The sequence below is a fragment of the Clostridium puniceum genome, from assembly GCF_002006345.1.
Taxonomy (GTDB): Bacteria; Bacillota; Clostridia; order Clostridiales; family Clostridiaceae; genus Clostridium; species Clostridium puniceum.
Genome location: NZ_LZZM01000245.1, coordinates 88,983 through 111,742, shown reverse-complemented (window position 1 = coordinate 111,742; position 22,760 = coordinate 88,983). Strand labels below are relative to the sequence as shown.

Sequence of the window (22,760 nt, the reverse complement as noted above, 5' to 3'; positions counted from 1 at the left end):
CACAGGCATCTTTTGCACTTCGTCCACGGCGGAATCCAAAGGAAATGGAATCGCCTTTTGTTTCTGCAATTGGCTCAAGTGCTAACGCATATAATGTTTGCATTGCTCTATCATACATTGTTGGTATACCTAATGGACGTTTCTGTTTTTTACCTTTCTTTTCGATGTATACTCGTCTTAAAGGTTTTGCTTTATAGTTTTTGTCAGTGAGCGAAAGCACCGCTTTCATCTTCGAAGCAGAGGTAGACCATAATTTCTTATCTACTCCTGACGTGTTCTTCCCTTTATTGGTTGTTACTTTTCTTACAGCATAAGCTTTAGCTGAAAAAGAGTGAGTTAATAGGTATTGTAATCTTTTGGTTTTATTGCTGTATCCTTTTACTGTTGCCTTAGCGATTCGGGTTTGTAGTCTATTAACATCGTATTCAACTTGTTTCCAGTCAAGAGTTTCCCATTGAAAGGCAAGTGATTTCGTGTCTTTTAGTTTCTCGGTTTTATCCGTCGTTGAATTGCTAAAATTCATAAATATATAATCCTTTCTTGCTAAGAAATACCATAGGATAAGTCTGCACCCTTTCGGGTTGGGGCAAAGTTTGAACCTTTATCTGCTTTCATTACAAAATCAGCTTTCGCTTTTTATCCTTTTCTTCTGCCCTCTATGTTGTTTCGCCCCTTACGGTTAGATACCTCTCGATTGAGGAACATATAGGGTTTACCAAGTTCCACGTAATACATAATTATAAATGCCTTAGGAGTCATCTTTAAACCGGGAGTTCTTTATCCATTCGCATTGGTTTAACAGTTGGCCTTTGCTTGACTCCTTACCATTTTGGTTAAAGCGTTTCAGCCTATTTCGCTTTCTTCAGCGTAACGATTCCTACAATGATTCACTTTACGTTCTCCATAGCATTTTTACTCTAGCAGTTGTTCCAGCCTAGGCTACTCGAACTTCCACATTGTCTCGTGAGCTTTCTAACCCAAACGTTACCATTCACGCTAGTCACGATAGAGTTACCCCGAATGGATGGGGCAGTCTAACGACAATGTATTACGCGACTTCTTGTCGCACTTGAAAACCTCGATCGCTATGAAATAGTAGCTTTGCATTCGGACTAGAAGCGATAGCTTTATCTAACGTAGTGAAAACTAAATTATTATTATTAGAAGAACCTAATACATAAGAAACAATGCTATTATCATACAAATCTAATATTGCACTTAAATAAGCTTTTTTACCATTTGTAAGCTTAAATTCTGTTACATCAGTTAACCATTTTTAATTTGGATTATCAGAATAAAATTCTCTATTTAAAACATTTTCAGCTATAATCTGAGGTGTACTCTTAGTATAGCTTTTTCTTTTCTTACGAATAACAGACTGAAGATTTATAGATTTCATAAGTCTATAAATACGCTTATGATTATATTTAGAATTAAGTCTTTTATTAATATTTAATGTTATCCGACGATATCCATAAATACCTTTAACTTCATTATAAATTTTAGAAATTTCATCTAAAATAGCAAGATTTTCTTTTTCTCTTGGATCTTTACTATAATTAAGCCACTTATAGTAGGACGAACGTGCAATATTTGCACATTTGCACAATTCAGAGATTGAATATCCAAGTTTATTTAATTCTTTTATGGCAAAATATCTATTTTTTTGTATTCTGTTTGATTTATCTACCTCCTTTCTATCTCTTCCAATTTTTTTAGGAAATCATTCTCACATTTTTAAACGTCTGTTTTCAGCTTCTAGAAGTTTTAATTGGGCTATATATCTTTCGGATTCATTTAAATCCTCAAGTGATTTATGTTTTCCTCGTCTATCGACTAGAGCGGAATACCATTTTCTTTGTACCTTTTTACCCATCCATAAATTTGTTGATATGAAACATTATATTTACTTGAAGTTAATTTATAATCGTTAGTGTTAGCAATACAAAATGAAACAATTTCAATTCTTTATTCATAAGTAGTTTTTCTTCCATTATTCATAATAGCAGCTCCTTTAGTATGATAAGATTCCAATATCTTATCACAATTATGTTGCTTTATCCATCGACGAAGAATACTATGTGATGAAATATTATAGCGGATACAAATTTCTCTCAAAGAACCTTGATTATTATGAAAATCAGTTATTGCTTGTCTTTTAATTTCAGAAGAATAACTTGCATTGCTATTTTCAGTTATTAATCCTTTGGATCCCAATAGTTTAAATTTACTTACCCAGTCTTGAACTGTACTATAGTTGATTTGTAATTCATATGCTATCTGAGCCATACTTTTTACGCCTGTTAAGTATTCTTCAACAACTTGTACTTTAACTTCAGATATTACTTTTGATTTTCTAGGCAAAATAAAATACCCCCTTTATAGAAACAGTTTTATTATTTTAACTGTCTACTATAAAGGGAGCATATCACTGTCATGGGTTTTAATTAGTATTTACTATTAGGTGAAATAAATACTATAACTATAAGGTTACTATCTATTCTTCTCTAGATTTTTCTTGATTCTTATATCTTCTGAATAAAACTTGCAAAGTTTAAATTCTCCAATCAATCTAGATGCAATTCTTTCACTATATTGTTTTGTTATACCTGGTAAAGTTAAATTAGTTGATATAAGCATTTTTTTATTAGCAAGAATTCTTTTATTAATTAAATTAAATAATTCAGTTATAGAAAATTCATTAAGATATTCAGCTCCTAAATCATCTATAATCAATAAATCGCAGTCTAATAGTAATGGTTCTAAGGTAGAATCATTGTTAAATCTTATATCTCTTAGATTTTTAATTAATTCATCAGAGGTTTTATATATTACCAAATATCCTTTATCTAATATAGCCTTAGATATGCAATAAGATAAATAAGTCTTTCCACTGCCAGGATTTCCATAAAACAATAAGTTTGTTGATATGTTCTGAAAATTTGGAATATAGTCTTTCAATATATATTCTAAGTTATTTTCCATGTTTTTTCTTGGAGAGAATTTCTCTTCTCCAAGCTTATGACTTGAAAATAAACTTAAGTCAAAATTATTGAAATTATTAGATTTTATTGCATTTTCCAATTCGGAATTTTTATAATATAATTTTATTAATTTTTGTTTATAGCAGATGCATTTAGTATTGCCTATGAAGCCAGTATCTTTACATTTGTTACAATTATAATGTAAGTTTAGATATTCTGGATCATATCCTCTTTCAACTAGCATCTCACATTTTTTAACCCTTAAATCTGTAATTTGATCTTTAAATTGATTTAATGTTTTTTCACTATCGCTAGATTTAATAACTGCTACAGCCATATCTAAAGATAGTTTTTGTATTTTATTATCTAACTCAATAATTTCAGGATATTTTCTAGAAATTTCATTTTTTCTAAGCTTTAAATTTCTAGTTTCATCGTCTCTAAGTTTATCATATATTTTTAAGATTTCAGTTTGGTAGCCTTTAATCATCATTATCCCACCCTAAAAGTTTTTTTTCTAATGAATCATAATCATATTCTCTTCCCTCAAAGTTATTAAACTTAAGAGTTGCTTTTTCATTATTAGTATTATAGTTTTTTGTATATTTAACATTTTTTGTATTTTTAGTATCTTTAAGAGCTATATCCTCTAAGGTTCTAATATCATTTTTATTCCAATTAGTTAATATACCATCAATGTACTTAAAATCTGCTCGATTTAGCCTTTCAAAACATACATCACAGGCTTTTAAGATAACTTCATTTGGAAATTTATATATAAGAAGCCATTTTTCTATTAAATCTTGTTGTGGCTTCATTATATCTGTATTAGTTATTCCAAGATAAGTTAATATTTTTCTTATGTTAACCCATTTGTCTTCAGTCTTTTTTATTAAATTTTGTGCTTGTTCAATAGTAGTTATTTTTAAATCATACCAAGATAAAGCAACTTTTTCGATATACCTTGAATCACTTTTACCTTTTGATATACAGTATTCCATTAAAATTAAAATTAATTCAGAAGAGAAACCAAATTCTTTTTGCCAATTTAAGTAAGTTGACATTTCATTTGGAGATAATGGTCTAGCTAGAAGTATTTCAATATCTTTTAACATGTCTTTAGTATTTGTACTATCTAAAGCTTCCAATAAATCAATTTGCCTTTTAGGTTTAATTGGTTCATCAATTAAATCTAAAAATTCTACATTGAAATTTCCCATCTTATCTATTTGAGTAAATTTTATAACGCCTTGATCATTCCAATAATTAAGAGCATTCATAATATCTGATTCTAATAAATTAAGTGAGGAAGCTAGTATTGATGAGCTAACTCCTAATTCGCCAGAAATATTATGCTTTAGCATCAATAAGTAAATCTTTATAAATTCACCTCTAGCTTGTGGCATGTATTTTTCTATAAATACATTATTAACAGGAGTGAATCCTATGGATTTACTCTTTAGCATAAATGTGCTCATTCTTATTACTACCTACCTTTCAAAATATTTTGTTAGTAATATATAATTTTTGCTAGGAAAATTAATGATGAATTAATTCTTTTATTATCATCAAAATACTTCGCATTATAATATATCTATGAAATAATTATAGCATATTATAAGTGCAATAGAGTTAAATATTAATTAACGTAAATTTTAAAATTAATAAAAAAGACAGAACTATATTATTCTTGAGATAGTTCTGTAGATTTCTTAAAGTAAAAATTAACGATATATAGCTTTACTATATTAAATTGAATCTGTTCTTTATATTGTTAATCTGTTATTTATTGAATAAATCATAATGGAAATCACTAAGACATAAGTTTACTGATATTTACAAATCCTTCACCTTGAATTGCTTTAGAGATATCTGAGACAGGTTCAGAAGCAACTTTTAATAATGAAACCATATCTTTAAATGTTATAGAAGGATTCTTTTCACATAATAAAGCGCATACACCACAAATGTAGGCAGCTGCTATTGACGTACCGGTAAAAGTTTTATAAGGTGTATCGAGCTTATTTGGATAAAGTTTAATGCCGTTTTTTTCAGAGATATAGTTAGTATTAGAATTAAGAGAAACAATATTGACACAGGCTGCAGATAATTCGGGTTTAGATATTTTGCTATAAGGTCCACTAGAAGAATATAAATAAGACCTTATAGGTGGAGTTGTGGTATCTAATCCGGCTACAGTTAAGCAATTGGGAAGAGTAGCAATTCCAATAATTGATGATGTTTTGTTATTCGAACTACTTCCACTAGGTACTATAGGAATTAATCCTTTAGATATGGCATAATCAAATACTGAACTGAAACAAGAAGTAATAAATGTATTATGAGTTAAAAGTTCAAAGGGGAGGCACAATATTTTTATGTTATTTTCTTTGGATATATTGGACAAGCTTTCTACAGCATAGAGTATGTCAGAAGCAAATCCTTTACCTAGTTTGTCAAATGCTTTATAGCAATATAGTTTACTTTTATTGCATATACCCTTGTGTACATAATTTGAAGATAACCCACTACTGCATAAGATTCCAGCAATAGATGTACCGTGACCATTATCATCATAAGGATAATGAAATTCATTAATTAAATCTTCAAATAACTCTATTTTATTACTAGGAGAAACTAAATCTGGATGCGGAAATATTCCACTGTCTATAAGTCCTATCCCAATACCTGCTCCAGATAAATTACTATTCTCAGAAAAATGAACTTTATTAGCAGCCGTAATATTTAAGCCACATAAAAATAAATATTCATCTAAATAGATATTACATATTTCAGGATATTCTGAAATTCTATTTATACCTCTAAAATTAAGTTCTGCACTTATAAGATGAGCAGATTCTATAATATGATAAACGGTTCCTTTATATGAATTTATTTTTTTTACAATTGAAGATTGGAAATCATTATATTGTATAAGCACTCTATAATTTTTGTAAGAATTGTTTGTTATATAGTACTTTAAATTATTATCTAATTTTCTTTTAGATGAAAACATATATATTCTCCTGAATATTATTACTTCAATATATTATATGAAAAACAATTTTATTGTTAATATAAATAAACTAAATTTATGAATGAAAACAGAAAAAAATAGAGATTATTTATTTACAGTTAAATTTAAAACTTTAATAAATAATCTCTAAATAATTATTAAAAAATATAAGTTTCTCCAATATCAATTATTTTTATCGAATCATCATTTAAACTCAATAAGGTTTCTTCAGTTTCTTCAAAATTTTCTAATGAAATTCTGAAGGTTTTATAATGTATAGGGATCATTGTAGGACAATTCATCATTTTAAACATTTCATAGCTTTGCTTTGGAGTACAATGCATGTATGAGAATCTATCTGGTTTATAACATCCAACAGGCATTAAGGCTACATCGCAAGTAATATCTTTAAAATTATTTGTAAGAGCAGTATCACCTGCAAAAAAAACTCTTCTATGATCTCTTTCAATTAAATAAGAAATGCTTTCATTATCATGACCTAAATAAAACCGTCTACCATCATGGTCTGCTTCATAAGCAGTAATTTTGACAAAATCATCTTCGTAAACATCACCAGGGTGTAGTAAAACTACCTTTTTAAACCCTAATAATTTAGCAATACGAAAGTATCCTTTTGGAACAATTATGACACTATCCTTATTCAATTTTCTAAGTGATGAAAAATTTAAATGATCCATATGACCATGAGATAATAATATGTAATCTACTGTTAAATTTTTTATATATGTTGGTTTTTTTACTGTTCTTTTAAAGTATCCTAAAAGACTAGAAAACACAGGGTCAGTTATAATAATTTTATTAGATAAATTAATAACAGTAGTAGCATGACCAAACCAATTAATAGAGTTTTCCGTAATTTCATCAGATTTAACTGGTTTACTCTCTTTAAAATATTCTGTTACATTGTTAAATGTTAAATGGGATAGAAATTTAATATTAGAAAAAAAATTCAAATTATATACGTCCCTTCTTAGGAATACCAGAAAAATAACAGTAAGTTAGTATATTTCGTATAATATCCCTTAATGATTACATTTAAATATTACAATGCCAATAATCATAATAACAATACCTAAAAAGTGATTTAATGAAAAACTAATCTTTTCATTTCCAAACAATCCGAAAGCATCAATTAGTGCAGCTGTAAGTAATTGAGCTATTAATATAATTCCAATACCCAAGGTAGGTCCCATTGAACCGACACTTTTAATAACTGTAAAAGTTATTACGACACCTAAAATTCCACCAAGTAAGTAAAGCTTATTAGCTTCTTTCAAATTTGCATAACTACCATTACCCCAAATTAGAAAGACTATAAGGCTTACAATAAGGGCAATTATTTGAACCAATAATGTAGTTTCCCAAACACCTATTTTTTCACCCAAGCGTGTATTAAAAACTCCTTGCACGCTCATAGCAATTCCTGAAATTATTGCACATATTATTCCAAACATAACAATATCACCTCAAGAGTAGTATTCCCTTAAGTTTACTAAATATTATATAAAATAAGCATGTTAGCGTGACAAACTATTTAATAAAAGCAAACTAGTGATATATATATTTAAACACTAAAGTACTTCTAAATTATCTAATTCTTTATTAAATGAATTTTGTATTTGATCTTCTGAAAAACCTAATGTTAAACCTAAACTTAATAAGTCTTCAAATAAAGTTAAGTAATGATCCATAGATGGGGAAGCAATTAAATCGTTGATATCAATATATAAATTTAAGAATTGATCACTTAGACAATAATCATTAGGATTCATAGATACTGCAATTAAATCAGTATATTTATGATCCATTCCCAATGCTAAAGCTAGAGAAAGGCAATTTATATATTTGTTAAAGACTGAAGTTAAATTAATAGGAGCAGATTTCTTCTTTAAATAATTAAAACAATTAGTTTCATTAGCTAAAGCACCAAGAGTTATTTCAAATTCTAAGTTTTTACGAACCTGCAATTTGTGAGAAGTTAGTTCATCATTTATTGGTAGACTATCATTGTATTTTTTTTGTACTTTAAATAGTGGTTGAATATTCATAACGAATCCTCCTACATTTTAAACTAATATTATTTTACAAAATCTTTAAAATAAATGAAAGTTCAGAAAACGAATACAAAAAAATAAATTTTTTTCTTATACAAAATTTAACTATATATCAAGCCATTATATGGAAAATATGCAAAAAAATAAGATTGTGTTAAATAATTTTTATTTAACACAATCTTAAAAATATAGTTATAAACTTATCAATATTCTACATAATCTAATACACATGTGGAAAGTTTTTATATAAAATTAACTTGCCATTAGAAATCTCTTAATATGTAAGACTTTAGTGGAACATTTTTCTTTACAGTTGGTAATTTCCATATTTCAATGCTTTTGATTCTTAATTTAATATAATTATCTTTAAAATATATTTCAGGAAAGTTTAATTTAACCTCTTGCTTTTTTGAATCTTTTGGAATATAGCTAACGTTAGCAAGAGAAATAAAATTATCTCCAAAGTTGTTAGCAGCAAAGCCACTAAGTTCCAATTGGTCTAAGAGGCAACGAGAAAGCCTTTTTATATAACCTTTGTCTTCTATTTTCAAATTAACACTTTTAGTAGGTTCAAAAAGATATACTGAATCACTAGCATTAATTCTAAAACTTTTATATGAATTTACAATTTTATCAACAACTGGATATAATTTATCCAAATTTGGTTTTTCTACAGTTGTTAATAATACAAAGGGCATTGGTGAATTTCTATTTGCTCTAAATTTTTTAGACATATTTCTTTGTATTGGTGATATTACTTGATAGGTTTCCTCATCAAATAATGCAACTATATAGTAATTCATGACAAACCTCACAATCTCAATTAGCATATTCTCAAAGTTTTAATAGTGAAACTTTTCAGATGAAATTTTACATTTCAAATGAAATACCCTCAAAGGGAACAATGTTCAGGACCGTGCAGCCGTTATTTAACACTTCTAGCTATTGGATAAATTATAACACAATAAATAAAATAAAAGAATAGAAGAATAATTAAATAATTGGTGCAAATAATAAATATGTAATAAAAAACATATTTTTACATATTTACTTATAAAAAATATAATAATATGGGTATTATGTAATTATATTCAATATAAAATTATTTAATTTTATGCTAATTACCATATAGATTGAAAAAAGTAGTGATAGACTGAAAAAATATATTTAAATAAATTTTGTTTATGATATAATAATTAAAGTAGATTTTAAAATAAAATAGGTTAATAATGCAAATTACTATAAATGAATTAATATAGATTTTATATAGATAGGGTGAATTCAATGGAGAGATTAGTTATAAACGGAGGAAACTTGCTAAAAGGCAGTGTTGATATCAACGGAGCTAAAAATGCAGCAGTAGCAATATTACCAGCAGCAATAATGGCAAGTGATGGAAAATGCATAATTGATAATATACCAGATATTGAAGATGTACACTGCTTAGAAAGAATACTTAAAAGCTTAGGATGTAAGATAAATAAGATAGATAATAATACTCTAGAGATAGATAGCACAGATGTAAATAATTTTGACGCATCTATAGATGATGTTAGGAGAATGAGGGCTTCATATTATTTTATAGGAGCTTTATTATCACGATTTAAGAAAGCGAGAGTAGTTCTTCCAGGTGGATGTCCAATAGGCGTAAGACCTATTGATCAACATATAAAAGGATTTGAAGCATTAGGAGCAGAGGTTTCTATAGAACATGGTGCAGTTAATGTGAAGGCAGATAAATTAGTAGGTGCTAATATATTTTTTGATGTAGTTTCAGTAGGTGCAACAATAAATGTAATGATAGCAGCAACTCTCGCAGAAGGGGTTACTTCATTAGAAAATGTTGCGAAGGAACCTCATGTTGTTGATGTAGCAAACTTTTTAAATTCAATGGGTGCTGATATAAGAGGTGCAGGTACAGACGTAATAAGAATTAAAGGTGTAAAAAGCTTAAAGGGCTGTTCATATAGTGTAATACCAGACCAAATTGAGGCTGGTACATTTATGATAGCAGCAGCAGCAACTGGTGGTGATGTTTATATTAGAAATGTTATACCAAAACATCTAGAATCGATTACTGCTAAGCTTACAGAAATGGGAGCTATAATTGAAGAGGGGGATGACTGCATTAGAGTTAGTGTAAATGCATCGCTTAAAGGTGTTAACATTAAAACAACTCCATACCCAGGATTTCCTACAGACATTCAACAACCAATGTCAACATTATTGAGTATTGTTCCAGGGAGAAGTTTAATTACTGAATCTATATGGGAAAATAGACATAAGCATATAGATGAATTAAAGAAAATGGGTGCAAGTATAAAGGTTGAAGGTAGAGTTGCTATTATAGACGGTTCACAAAAGTTAACAGGAGCTATAGTAAAGGCAACAGATTTAAGAGCAGGTGCAGCTATGGTCATAGCTGGATTAGTTGCAGAGGGAGTAACAGAAATAACTAGTATAGAGCATATAGACAGAGGATATCCTCACATAGAAAACAAATTTAAAGCTCTAGGTGCAGATATTAAAAGAATAAAAGTTGAAGAGTAATAAAAATTCAAAGGGGGAGTGGTTACAAGTGATATTTTGTTCTTTATATAGTGGTAGTAGTGGCAATAGCATGTTTATTGCTTCGGATAAAGCTAAGATATTAATTGATGCAGGGCTCCCAGGGAAAAAGATTGATATGGCATTGCAAGAAATTAATCAAGCGCCAAATGACTTAAATGGAATTTTTATAACTCATGAACATAGTGATCATATTAAAGGAATAGGGGTATTATCTAGAAAATATGATATTCCTATATATGCAAATGCTGATACTTGGTCTGCTATGGAAAATTCAATTGGAAAGATCAAAGATCATAATATAAAGGTAATTGATAAGAGATCAGTCACTGAAATAAATGATATGAGTATTAAAGCCTTTAATATTCCTCATGATGCAGCTGCGCCAATGGGATATACAGTATATTCTGGTGGAAAGAGTATAAGTGTAGCAACTGATTTTGGTACTTTTACTAGGGAAATTTTTAATAATATAAAAGATTCAGAGGTTATACTTCTTGAAAGTAACCACGATGTTAATATGCTTAAATTTGGGCCATATCCTTATCCACTAAAAAGGAGAATACTTAGTGAAATAGGGCATTTATCTAATGACGATTGTGGAACTGCGATTGTGGAATTGTCTAAATGTTCACTTAATAAAAAGATTATTTTAGGACATTTAAGTAATACAAATAATCAGCCTGATTTAGCATATCAAACAGTTTTAAATGTATTAAATGAAAATGGAATTAAGCAAAAAGAAGACATAATATTAACTATGGCGAATAGGCATAATCCTAGCAGCTATATAGAAATTTAATTAATTTAAGCTTACAATTTATAAATATTATAAATAAATGAAGATTTAAGGGAGGATTTAAAAAATGAGTTTATATACAGATTGGACAGAAATGGTTGTTGATTATGTAAAGACTAAAGGAGAAAATGCTTTCTGGGCAGAATATAGTAAATTAGAAAAAGCAATATACAAGGAATTATTAGCTAATAACAAAGAAGTTATAAAGACTACTATTAATGAATTAGCTAAAAAGTATAATTCTACAGTAGAATTTACTATGGGATTTATGGATGGAATTAATGATAGTTTAAAGAATCAATATGATCTTGAAACTATAGATGCTGATACTGAAGTAGTATTAGATTTAAATTTAGAAACTTTATACTTTAATATGTTAGATGCTAAAGCTGAATATTTATATACATTACCACAATGGGAAGGAATATTCTCAGAAGAAAAGAGAAATGAAATACAAAAGCAATATAGAGAATCTAAAATTGTAAGAAACTTAGATAAAGTTGGAAGAAATGATGAATGTCCATGTGGAAGTGGAAAGAAATATAAAAAATGTTGTGGAAAAGATAAATAATATTCTAATTATTATGTTGTAAAAGTAATCTTCAGTAAAGTAATTATTGTGATTTGCATTGTTGAAGTATTAAAAGTATAGCATCTATATCTAAGAAAATTAGAAAATGATTTAGTTTTTTACATACAAAAATATACAGATTAAGTTAGAAAGTTCTATTTTTTGATAGAACTTTTTCTTTTTTATCATTTTATGAAAAATAACAATTCACAAATACAGATATAGTTGGTATAATTAGGCTAAATTATACATAGAATGAGTAAAAATAGAATAAAAGAGCTATGGCAGCGCTAATAAAAGATTTTCGAAGAAATCTTTATTAGTGCTTTATTTTTTACAATTTCAAAATAAGAATGTAAGCAATATTTTGGGGGGAGGAATTAAATATGACTTTAAAACTTAAATATTTACTTAATAGAAATTTAAGAGAACATTCGGAAAAGGTTTTTGAAGGAATATCAAATGGAAGAAAAAAGGCATTGGAAAATTGGTTCAATGACAAATGGGCTCAATTAGACAACATTAAAAATTCACTTATGGCATTAGAGGATGATGACAATGTAATATATAATTACCTGATAGAAAATGTGAAAAAGCACGAAGACTTCTGTGAGATATTTGTCTTAGATGAAAATGGTGTAGTATCAGTCTCGTCATGTAAGCAGCATATAGGATTAAATATGAGTGATTTACCTAATTTCAAAGCGGGTTTAGAAGATAGACCACTAATGTATGGACCATACATAGATAAAAGGACCTTGGGCACAGATATAAGTGATAAAAAATTTGCTGATGATGTTACATTAATGTTTTCTAGTAGATGTAAGAATCATAACGAGCAAATTAGAATATTGTGTTGTAGAACATTAAATGATGATATGAGTAATATAATTCAAGATGAAGATACGCATATATATAAAGATTCTGGTGACAACTATTTATTTATGGTAAAGTCAAACAGGGGAATTAAACAAGGGACAGCAATATCTAGAAGTAGATTTGAAGATAATACTTTTACTTTAGGTGAAAATCTTAAAGATGGTATTAAGACTAAAAGCTGGGGGATGGTGCAAATTCAAGATCACACTGAATTTGAAATAATATTTACAGACCCAGCAACTAACCAATTACATCAAGGTGTAGGCAACGCTATTAAAAATGGAGAAAATCTTGATTGCTGGCCTGGTTATCCAGATTATAGACATATTATGGTTGGTGGTAAGGGAACATTGATAACACCTCCCAATTGTGATGAAGTTTGGGGAATGATGTGTGAAGGAGATATAGATGAAATATATAATTTCCAAAGCATAAACTTAAAGATACCAATGGCTGTATCAATCATGTCAGCACTGCTAATAGCAATAAACTTTGTTACAACAAAAGTTGCACCAAATATTAGTATATTTACATCTTTAGGAATGTGGATTATTTTATCTGCTTTTACACTAATAATTTCTAAAAAGATGGTCTCAGCACCTTTAAGCAGAACGATAAATATATTACAAGACATAGCAGAAGGAGAAGGAAATTTAACAAAAAGGGTTGAAAAAATGTCATCAGATGAAATTGGTGAATTATCAAGATGGTTTAATAAATTTATAAATAACCAAATGAGTATGCTATATAGAGTTAAAAAATCAGCAAGAACTACTAAAAAGTCAGTAAATATAGTTTCAAACATAACAAATGAAGTAAGAAAAGGCATGGGAGTAATTGAAAATACAGTAGTAAGTTTATTAGAAAGTTCTAAGGAACAAAATGTAGTCTTTCAAGATACAAAAAATAAGTTTTCAGAAATTACAGCATCAATTCAAGAAATGGATAGTCTTATTTTAGAAGTTTCAGGAATAATTGAAGGCACTAATGAGAATTCGTCAAAAGTACAAAATGCATCTAAGGAAGTTTTAAACAATATGCAGGATTTAGAAAGTACAATTAGCAGAACAGTAAATTCTGTTAGTACACTACAAGGATATTCAAATGAGATTAGTGAAGTTATTAATGTAATAAGTAATATAAGTAAACAAACTCAACTTCTAGCACTTAATGCATCAATTGAAGCTGCAAGAGCTGGTGATAGCGGAAGAGGATTTACTGTTGTTGCAGAGGAAATATCTAAGTTGGCGTTAGAAACAGAACAAGCAACTAAATCAATAAGTAATGTTATTAAACAAGTTCAAGAGCAAACACAAGCTACTTTTGAATATGCAGGAGAAATAAATAATAAGGTAAGCACTTCAACAGGAAGTGTAAAAAATTCTATTGATTCATTTGATCAAATTAATGACGATGTAAATATAATTGCTGAAGCTATGCAGTCAATTTCAAAAATAACTTCTTCTCAAAGTGAAAATGTTGGAAGAGTAATGAATAATGTAAGTACAATGGCTGATAAGGTAGAGCAATCTACTGAACATAGCTCAAATAAGAGTGAGGAATCATTATCAATGGTTAAAAAGATATTATCAGAAATAAGACAATTAAAACAAGCTACTGAAGTTTTAGAATATTCATCAGAGAATCTAAATGAAATGGTTGGATCATTTAAATTAAAATAAAAGATACACACATATAAAAAAAGTGCTTTAGCACAACTAAAAACATTTTCACATATAAAAAAAGTGCTTTAGCACAACTAATAACTTAAAAGAAATCCTGCAAGGATTTCATACATAATTGATGACAGACTACCTATAAGTGTATCTATTGTTACCTGTCAATTGTAAATTCAGAAAAGCGTGGCGAAGCCACCTTTTTTTCTTTACTATATAATGTTTGAAGGTAATTTAATATATATATATAAGTTCTAATTAAGAAAGTTCATAATTTAGTTGGTTGTCTTATCCAATCACTCTAATATAGAAATTAAATCTTAATGAACAAATTTTTTTAGAACATATATATATATTAAAAATTAAAAATGTTAATAAGATAGCTATGTTTAATTTGGAAAATAAACTTATCCATAGAATGAGGGAGTTTTGTGGATAAGTTTTGTTTTAAAAAGTATAGTTGTGGATTATATTTTAATGCTAGATGAATTATCCCATTATTTGTGCAAATAATAGAAATATATTATAATCTAATTTAGTTTACTTAGATGAGTGATTAAAATAAGAGGGGGATGATTATTTGAAAATTTTGATTTATGGAATCTAATCATCAAGTTATTAATTATACATTTGATAAGCATGAATTATTTACGATATACAGAAAGGATAAAACATATGGAGAATATGAACAATGAAATACATAAAAAAAGATGGGTAATATTACTTACTACAGTATTGTTAACATTTATGGCTACTCTTGATGGTAGTATAGTAAATGTTGCATTGCCTGTTATGGCACAGAAACTTTCAGTAAGTATGGCTTCTATAGAATGGGTGGTTACTAGTTACTTAATAGTAATTGTTGGAACAATTCTTATATTTGGGAGATTGGCAGATATTAAAGGGAAGACAACAGTTTTTAAATTGGGAATCACTATTTTTACAATAGGTTCTTTAACTTGTGGAATATCTAATTCATTAATAATGTTAGTTATTTCAAGAGCTCTCCAAGCTATAGGAGCAGCAGGAACTATGTCCACAAGTCATGGAATCATAACTCATGTATTCCCTAGCAATGAAAGAGGAAGAGCACTAGGACTAAATGGTACCTTTGTAGCTTTAGGCGCAATGATAGGGCCACCAATAGGAGGAATAATTGTTTCTGCATTAAGTTGGCAGTATATTTTTTTAATAAATGTGCCTATAGGTATATTAGCCCTCATTCTTGCAATAAAAACCTTACCTAAAAGTAATAATAACAATAATGAAAAACTAGATCTAAAGGGTGCAGTTCTATTTGGAATGACTATGATATTACTATTTGGAGGATTAACTTTTGGAAAAGAAATTGGGTTTAATAATAAAATTATTATTATGTGTTTAATAATCTCAGTTATATTATTTGTGATATTCATAAAGGTTGAAAAGCGAATTAATGAGCCATTATTAAACCTTAAAATATTTAATAATTCATTATTTTCCCTTAGTGTATTTTGTGCATTTATTTCATTTGTAGCAATAAGCTGTTCAAATATAATACTGCCATTTTATTTGCAATATGTAATGAAATTAACACCATCCTTTACAGGAGTATTAATGATGGTATCACCAATAATATTAGCAGTTGCGGCACCAATTAGTGGATATATGTCAGATAAAGTCGGCTCAGAGGCACTAACATTTATAGGTCTTGTAGGAACTAGTTTGGGACTATTTTTATTATCAACTTTAACACAGTACTCCTATCTTGTTTTTTTAATTGTATTTATAGCTATAATGACAATAGGAAATGCAATGTTCCAATCACCTAATAACTCATTAGTAATGTCTACTGTAGATAAAGATAAATTAGGTATTGCAGGAAGTATAAATGCTTTAGTAAGAAACTTAGGAATGGTTTTTGGAATATCATTATCTACAACACTTTTATATAGTTTTATGAGTCAAAAAATAGGCTACCATGTTACAGGATATATAGAAGGTAGAGATGATGTTTTCGTATATGGAATGCATTATGTTTATGTTGCAGCAGGTATTATATGTGGAATTGGAGCAATACTTACAGCCTATAGATTGTATAAAATGAGAAGAAAGAGAGAAGTTAAAAAAGCTTAAAATGAAATTTAATTTATGAAGGGAGTATCTATTAGAAGTATTTTTATAAGAGTAAGTTAATAAAGTAACCATAGTCATGGAAGGGTAATTATTAAAATTTAAAATTATTAAATACTTTTAATAGTAAAATAACAATGACTATTACTATAATTACAGTTGGAAAATTAAAAGAGAAATATTTGAAAGATGCAATAGATGAATACTCTAAAAGGTTAAGTAGATATTGCAAATTAGACATAATAGAATTACCAGATGAAAAGACACCGGATAATGCTTCAGAAAAAGAAGAACTGGCAATCAAGGAAAAAGAAGGGCAAGCGATATTGAACAAAATTAAAGATAATATGTTTGTAATAGCAATGGATTTAGGCGGCAAGCAATTAACTTCTGAAGAATTTGCAGGTTATATAGACAACTTAGGGGTAACAGGCAATTCTAATATAGCATTTATAATAGGAGGAAGCCTTGGTATTTCAAAAAGTGTTTTAGATAGGGCAAATTATAAATTATGTTTTTCAAAGATGACATTTCCTCATCAATTGTTTAGGGTTATGCTGTTGGAGCAGGTTTATCGGGGGTTTAGGATAATGAAGGGTGAACCATATCATAAGTGAGTGATAAATTTACTAAAATTGGATAATATAATAGAGTTATGAGGGAAAACACCCATTATGAAACTCACGATAAGTTATTATCGTGAGTTATTTATATTTATCAAGAAATTATAATATAATTTTATTTAACACAAGTATTTATTTAGTGAAAATAATATTATGCTACTGACTAGTTGTAATAGGGTTAGTGTTGATAAAGAGGATATATCAAAATCATTTAATTATAATAAAGAGAAACATCACTGAATGTTAAAATAGAGTAACCATATTATTTATTCTTAAAACTGCTTGGAGAACTTCCCATGTACTTCTTAAACTGTCGTGAAAAAGTAAAAGGGTCATTATATCCAAGCTCAGCAGCCACTATTTTGATAGGAACTCCTTCATAAAGCAATCTTTGTGCAAAATGAAATTTACTTTGCAGACGGTATTGAATAGGAGAAAGACCTACCTCTTGTTTAAATAGCTTCCGAAACTTTTCATAGCTAATGTGAAAAGAAACTGCAATTTCCGCTAGTGAAATATCTTCATTACATCTATAATACAGCATTTGTCTAGCACCTGTAATTATTGCATCTATATTTGACTCATAGCTCCTAATATCCTCTCTATGAAGATTAATTAATAGTTTTTGAGTAACAAATAGTACTTCTGGTAATTCAGCATTTCCTGTAGTTTTTAGCTGGTTAATAAGTTCTGAAAACCATTGTTCTAAATATGGCTTTAGATTAATCTGAAAAACTGGAGTAGCAATATGTAAAAGGTTAAGTGATGATAAGGCATCAAAAGTTGATTTCCCAATTTTAATATAAAATTCATACCATTTTGAATCAGGATCTATAATTATAGAATATTCTTTGCCAGGAAAGCATTGAAAAACTGAGTTTGGCATAATAGAATAAGTATTCCCATTAGAATCAATAAAGGAACCTTTTCCTTCTATTAATACAGAACAGGTATAATATTCATTTGCAGAGTTTAGCATAGAATCTGAATTTGATGATTTATAAAGATATCCGCAGGATAGTATACCATTAACAGCATCATCATTAAAAAAACGGTAACAATAATAAGATTTTTTTTGTATTTCTTTCATTATTTTATCCTTCCTGAAAAAACACCAATTTTTTATATCCACTTTAAGTATTTAAAAACACATTAAAAGTCAAGCAAAGATTTATTATATGAATAAATTAATGATATCACAAATTTAACAAAAGTTTAATATTTATGAAAACTGGTGCTAAAAGTGACGTTATTATAAGACGAGCTTCCAAAAGTAACATAAAAAATCAGAAATAAAAATAAAATAACTAAGTTAAATGGCAAGTATTAAATGATTAATACCAAAAACAACATGAAATATTGGGAATATGTAATGGAGATTATTGATAATTATTGATAACATAAAAACAAGGAAGTAAATAAAACATAAGGAGATAATTATTAATGAAAAAACAACATTTTTATTTAGACTGGAATTTTTCATATTCTACTGGCAATAGTTATCAAGATAAGAATGGAGGTACATTTAAAGAAAAAGTAAATTTACCGCATGATTTTTCTATTGGATTAGATAGAACTCCTCAAGCAGGAGCCAACGAAGCTGGTGGCTTCTTTCAAGGGGGAATAGGTACATATCAAAAAGAATTTTATGTATCAGAGGAACAAAAGGATAAAGAATTTCTTCTAGTAATAGAAGGCGCATATATGAATACAGAAGTTTATATTAATGGTAATTTAGCTATGCTTCACCCATATGGTTATACAGAATTTCATGTGAAACTTAATCATTGGCTTAAGTATGGGGAAAATAATAAATTGAAAATTGTAGTTAACAACAATGCAATGCCTAATTCTAGATGGTATTCCGGATCAGGATTATATCGCCATGTATGGTTAATGACTTCAGAAGCAGTTTATCTTGCGCCTTGGAGTATTTCTATTGCAACTCCTACAGTAGCAAAAGAGAAAGCATTGGTAAAGGTAGAAACTAATATAACCAATGACTTAGAGGAAGAGAAACAAGTAAGTCTTGTAACAACATTGTTTGATAAGAATGGCGAAGAAGTAACCTCTTATCTTTCTGAGGTTTTACTAGAAGGTAAAAAAGAAACTAAGTTAGTACAGGAGTTGTTTGTAACAAATCCGAAGCTTTGGTCTTTAGATTCTCCAACTTTATATGAAGCAGTGAGTCAGGTAAAGTTGGGAGACGTTCTATTAGATGAAACAAAAACCACATTTGGAATTAGAACAATTTCCTTTAGTGCAAAAGATGGGTTTAAGTTAAACGATGCCACAATAAAATTAAAAGGTGGATGTCTCCATCATGATAATGGACCTATAGGAGCTTGTGCATTTGATGTTGCAGAGGAAAGAAAAGTAAGAATTATGAAAGAAGTAGGCTACAATGCCATAAGAACAGCTCATAATCCACCATCGACAGCTCTTTTGGAGGCATGTGACAGACTTGGAATACTTGTAATGGATGAAGTTTTTGATTGTTGGCGTTTAAAGAAAAATACTTACGATTATCATTTGTATTTTGAGGATTGGTGGAAAAAAGATTTAGAAGCTATGATTTTAAGGGACAGAAATCATCCATCTGTAATCATGTGGTCAATTGGAAATGAAATTGGAGAAAGAGATGGCAGTTCTAATGGAGCGAAAATAGCAAAAGAGCTTGCTGATTATGCAAGAAGTTTAGATGATACAAGAGCTATAACTAATGGAGTATGTGCAATTTTCCTAGATGCAGGAGAATTTGGTGGAATACTTGCTAACATTTTTAATGGAAGTGCAGGAGATTTGAAAGATTTACCTCCAGAAGTACATGAATTATTAAAAGAATGTGACAGAGTTACTGCAGAGTGGGGCGAAATTACAGCAGATTACTGTAGTCCTTTAGATGTTGTAGGTTACAATTATTTAGATAATCGTTATGAGCAAGATGGAAAGGCATTTCCTGACAGGGTGATTTGTGGAACAGAATCTTATCCAAAGAAAATAGCAGCAGTTTGGGAAGAAGTTCTAAAGCATAATCACGTAATTGGTGATTTTTCTTGGACTAGTATGGATTACTTCGGAGAAGCTGGTATAGGACGATCTTTCTATGATGAAACAGGAAGTCTTTTTGCTGATTATTCTTGGCATATATCAAATTGTGGAGATATAGATATCTGCGGAGAAATAAAGCCACAAGGAGAATATCGTAAAGTAGTTTGGGGTGAAAGAAAAACGCCTTATATTGCAGTATTAAAACCAGAACATTATGGCAAGAAAGAGATAGTATCCTCATGGGGATGGTCTGATGTAGAAAGAAGCTGGAGTTTTCCAGAGGCAGAAGGAAAAAAGGTTCGAGTAGATGTTTATTCAAATGCGGAGGAAATTGCATTAATTATTAATGGAAAAGTTGTGGAACGAAAGGCAGTAGGAACAGAGGAAGCCTTTAAGGTAAGTTTTGACGTAGTATATGAAAAAGGAACTATAGAGGCAGTTGCATATACAAATAATGTTGAGACAGAAAGAGATAAGTTAGAGACAGTTGGCAAGCAAACTTCATTAATACTAAAGGCAGATATAAGTCAATTAACATCAGGATATCAAGGTCTTAGCTATGTAACTTGCGAAGTTGTAGATGATAGAGGAAGACTTGTCCCACATGCAAATAATGCAATTTCAATTGAAGTTACAGGAGAAGGAAATCTTCAAGGAATGGGTACAGGAAATCCTATATCAACAGAAGGATATGTCGGCCCAAGTAGAAATGCTTATAATGGTAAAGTTTTAGCAGTAGTTAGAAGTAAGGAAAAAGGTAAGATACTTGTAACTGCAAGAGCAGAAGGATTAGCAGAAACAATTTTAGAATTAGAAAGTATTTAAAATTTAGAGGGAAAATTTATGAAAAAACAAGCGTTAAACCCATATTTACCTAGTTATGAATATGTACCAGATGGTGAACCATATGTATTTGGGGATAGAGTTTATGTATACGGCAGCCATGATAAATTTAATGGCACAGAATATTGTCCAAATGATTATGTATGTTGGTCAGCAGATGTAAATGACTTAGAAAACTGGAAGTATGAAGGAGTTATTTATAAAAAAACACAAGATCCTATGTGTGATAATCCAGAAAAAAGACTATTATTTGCACCAGATGTACAGAAAGGGGCGGATGGAAGATATTATCTTTACTATGTTTTTGATTTTCTTGGAGTAATGGCAGTTGCAGTTTGCGATACGCCTGCTGGTGAATATGAATTTTATGGACATGTTCATTATGAAGATGGAACATTACTTGGATCAAAAGAAGGGGATCCGTTCCAATTTGATCCTGGTGTTTTAGTAGATGGTGATGGAAGTGTATATTTATATTCTGGGTTCTGTCCGGTGAATTTTCCATGGGGAATGTTTGACTTACCAGAAAGGCTGATAAAAGGTGGAATGGTTATCGAACTAGAAAAGGATATGGTAACAGTAAAGGAAGGTCCAAAAGTAATTATTCCAGATAAGGCACATGGAAAAGGGACAGACTTTGAAGGGCATGAATTCTTTGAAGCTCCATCAATAAGAAAGATTTGCGATACGTACTACTTTGTATATTCTTCATTTAATGGACACGAATTATGTTATGCTACATCAAAAAGCGCAGTTGGTGGATTTAAATATTGTGGAACGATAGTATCTAATGCTGATATTTTCTTAAATGGAATAACAGATAAAGATGCATTAAATTATTCAGCAAATAATCATGGAAGTATTGTTGAAATTAATGGACAATGGTATGTATTCTATCATAGACAAACTAATCGTCATCAATTTTCAATACAAGGGTGTGCAGAGCGTATAACTATAGAAAAGGATGGAAGTATCAAGCAGGTAGAAATGACTAGCAGCGGATTAAACAATGGACCACTTAAAGGGGTGGGGGAATACGAAGCTAGAATCGCTTGTAACCTTATGAGTAAAGAGGGCCCAAAGAGATATGAATTTGGTGAGGTAATAGAAAAATATCATCCATATTTCACTCAAGATGGAGAGGATAGAGAAGATAATCCAAATCAGCACATTGCTAATATAAATGAAGGCTCAGTTGCAGGATTTAAATACTTTATTTTTGATAAAGTAGAAGAAATTTCTGTAAAGGTTAGAGGAAATGGTAATGGTGTGTTCCTTATCAGTACTGAATTAGGCGGACAACCAATTTCAGAAGTAAAAGTTTCAGCACAAAGTGATTGGAGCACCTTTACAGCACCTATGAAGATAGAAGAAGGAATAAAGCCATTATATTTCACTTATAAAGGTGAAGGTTCAGTTGATTTTATGTCATTTATTATTAAATAGATAATAAGATATTCAAATCCTATTTTTATAAAATTAGTAAACTTAAGATTGTTTGAAAAAGTTATCAAATAAACCGTTTAGAAAAAGTTATAAGTAACAAATAAAATTTCAAATATA

The 22,760-nt window shown here is 29.2% G+C and carries 21 protein-coding genes and 1 pseudogene; 8 read left to right on the top strand and 14 right to left on the bottom strand.

Features of this window, described 5'->3' with window-relative positions:
* The 13 genes and pseudogenes from CLPUN_RS26835 to CLPUN_RS26785 all read right to left on the bottom strand — a co-directional run.
* Window positions 1-523 (bottom strand): reverse transcriptase N-terminal domain-containing protein (locus CLPUN_RS26835; protein ID WP_198944420.1); only part of this gene is annotated, 523 nt, incomplete at its 3' end.
* Window positions 524-1,048: 525 nt separating this feature from the next.
* Window positions 1,049-1,264 (bottom strand): annotated as a pseudogene (locus CLPUN_RS29795) (DDE-type integrase/transposase/recombinase); the annotation flags it as partial.
* A gap of 12 nt (window positions 1,265-1,276) precedes the next feature.
* Window positions 1,277-1,609, bottom strand: coding sequence for an IS3 family transposase (locus CLPUN_RS26825; RefSeq protein WP_158078850.1), 333 nt, complete (start codon window positions 1,607-1,609; stop codon window positions 1,277-1,279).
* A gap of 120 nt (window positions 1,610-1,729) precedes the next feature.
* A complete protein-coding gene (locus CLPUN_RS27900; protein WP_158078849.1) occupies window positions 1,730-1,876 on the bottom strand; it encodes a hypothetical protein in 147 nt (48 codons plus the stop codon).
* A complete protein-coding gene (locus CLPUN_RS29790) occupies window positions 1,837-1,944 on the bottom strand; it encodes a helix-turn-helix domain-containing protein (RefSeq protein WP_423237326.1) in 108 nt (35 codons plus the stop codon). Before CLPUN_RS29790 ends, CLPUN_RS27900 begins: the two co-directional genes overlap by 40 nt.
* 24 nt (window positions 1,945-1,968) lie before the next feature.
* Entirely contained in the window at window positions 1,969-2,364 is a 396-nt protein-coding gene (locus tag CLPUN_RS27345) for a helix-turn-helix domain-containing protein (protein ID WP_143329138.1), read from the bottom strand.
* Between the two features lie 129 nt (window positions 2,365-2,493).
* Window positions 2,494-3,474, bottom strand: coding sequence for an ATP-binding protein (locus CLPUN_RS26815; protein ID WP_077850238.1), 981 nt, complete (start codon window positions 3,472-3,474; stop codon window positions 2,494-2,496).
* A complete protein-coding gene (locus tag CLPUN_RS26810; RefSeq protein ID WP_198944419.1) occupies window positions 3,467-4,462 on the bottom strand; it encodes a DnaD domain protein in 996 nt (331 codons plus the stop codon). Before CLPUN_RS26810 ends, CLPUN_RS26815 begins: the two co-directional genes overlap by 8 nt.
* Before the next feature lie 335 nt (window positions 4,463-4,797).
* Window positions 4,798-6,000: a S8 family serine peptidase gene (locus CLPUN_RS26805; protein WP_077850237.1), complete on the bottom strand. Its 1,203-nt coding sequence runs from the start codon at window positions 5,998-6,000 to the stop codon at window positions 4,798-4,800.
* Window positions 6,001-6,158: 158 nt separating this feature from the next.
* Entirely contained in the window at window positions 6,159-6,974 is an 816-nt protein-coding gene (locus CLPUN_RS26800; protein WP_077850236.1) for an MBL fold metallo-hydrolase, read from the bottom strand.
* A gap of 69 nt (window positions 6,975-7,043) precedes the next feature.
* A complete protein-coding gene (locus tag CLPUN_RS26795) occupies window positions 7,044-7,475 on the bottom strand; it encodes a DMT family transporter (protein WP_077850235.1) in 432 nt (143 codons plus the stop codon).
* 117 nt (window positions 7,476-7,592) lie between these two features.
* Entirely contained in the window at window positions 7,593-8,069 is a 477-nt protein-coding gene (locus CLPUN_RS26790) for a dUTP diphosphatase (RefSeq protein WP_077850234.1), read from the bottom strand.
* Window positions 8,070-8,338: 269 nt separating this feature from the next.
* Window positions 8,339-8,878, bottom strand: coding sequence for a hypothetical protein (locus tag CLPUN_RS26785; RefSeq protein ID WP_077850233.1), 540 nt, complete (start codon window positions 8,876-8,878; stop codon window positions 8,339-8,341).
* Window positions 8,879-9,359: 481 nt separating this feature from the next.
* Between CLPUN_RS26785 and CLPUN_RS26780 the strand changes: the two genes are divergently transcribed.
* The 6 genes from CLPUN_RS26780 to rlmH all read left to right on the top strand — a co-directional run bounded on the left by CLPUN_RS26780 (window position 9,360) and on the right by rlmH (window position 17,297).
* Window positions 9,360-10,625: a UDP-N-acetylglucosamine 1-carboxyvinyltransferase gene (locus CLPUN_RS26780; RefSeq protein ID WP_077850232.1), complete on the top strand. Its 1,266-nt coding sequence runs from the start codon at window positions 9,360-9,362 to the stop codon at window positions 10,623-10,625.
* Between the two features lie 28 nt (window positions 10,626-10,653).
* A complete protein-coding gene (locus tag CLPUN_RS26775) occupies window positions 10,654-11,445 on the top strand; it encodes an MBL fold metallo-hydrolase (protein ID WP_077850231.1) in 792 nt (263 codons plus the stop codon).
* Between the two features lie 64 nt (window positions 11,446-11,509).
* A complete protein-coding gene (locus tag CLPUN_RS26770; RefSeq protein WP_077850230.1) occupies window positions 11,510-12,013 on the top strand; it encodes an SEC-C metal-binding domain-containing protein in 504 nt (167 codons plus the stop codon).
* Window positions 12,014-12,399: 386 nt separating this feature from the next.
* The gene (locus CLPUN_RS26765) at window positions 12,400-14,574 is read left to right on the top strand and encodes a methyl-accepting chemotaxis protein (protein WP_077850229.1); all 2,175 of its coding nucleotides are present in this window, start codon (window positions 12,400-12,402) and stop codon (window positions 14,572-14,574) included.
* A gap of 669 nt (window positions 14,575-15,243) precedes the next feature.
* The gene (locus tag CLPUN_RS26760) at window positions 15,244-16,683 is read left to right on the top strand and encodes an MFS transporter (protein ID WP_077850228.1); all 1,440 of its coding nucleotides are present in this window, start codon (window positions 15,244-15,246) and stop codon (window positions 16,681-16,683) included.
* 134 nt (window positions 16,684-16,817) lie between these two features.
* Window positions 16,818-17,297, top strand: a complete 480-nt coding sequence (rlmH, locus tag CLPUN_RS26755) for a 23S rRNA (pseudouridine(1915)-N(3))-methyltransferase RlmH (protein WP_077850227.1) — start codon at window positions 16,818-16,820, stop codon at window positions 17,295-17,297.
* A gap of 268 nt (window positions 17,298-17,565) precedes the next feature.
* On the opposite strand, the gene CLPUN_RS26750 is transcribed toward rlmH, so the two are convergent.
* Window positions 17,566-18,393, bottom strand: coding sequence for a helix-turn-helix domain-containing protein (locus tag CLPUN_RS26750; RefSeq protein WP_077850226.1), 828 nt, complete (start codon window positions 18,391-18,393; stop codon window positions 17,566-17,568).
* Between the two features lie 353 nt (window positions 18,394-18,746).
* On the opposite strand from CLPUN_RS26750, the gene CLPUN_RS26745 reads away from it, so the two are divergent.
* A complete protein-coding gene (locus CLPUN_RS26745) occupies window positions 18,747-21,179 on the top strand; it encodes a glycoside hydrolase family 2 TIM barrel-domain containing protein (RefSeq protein ID WP_077850225.1) in 2,433 nt (810 codons plus the stop codon).
* Between the two features lie 18 nt (window positions 21,180-21,197).
* Window positions 21,198-22,643, top strand: a complete 1,446-nt coding sequence (locus tag CLPUN_RS26740) for a family 43 glycosylhydrolase (protein ID WP_077850224.1) — start codon at window positions 21,198-21,200, stop codon at window positions 22,641-22,643.
* The last annotated feature ends 117 nt before the right edge of the window (window positions 22,644-22,760 follow it).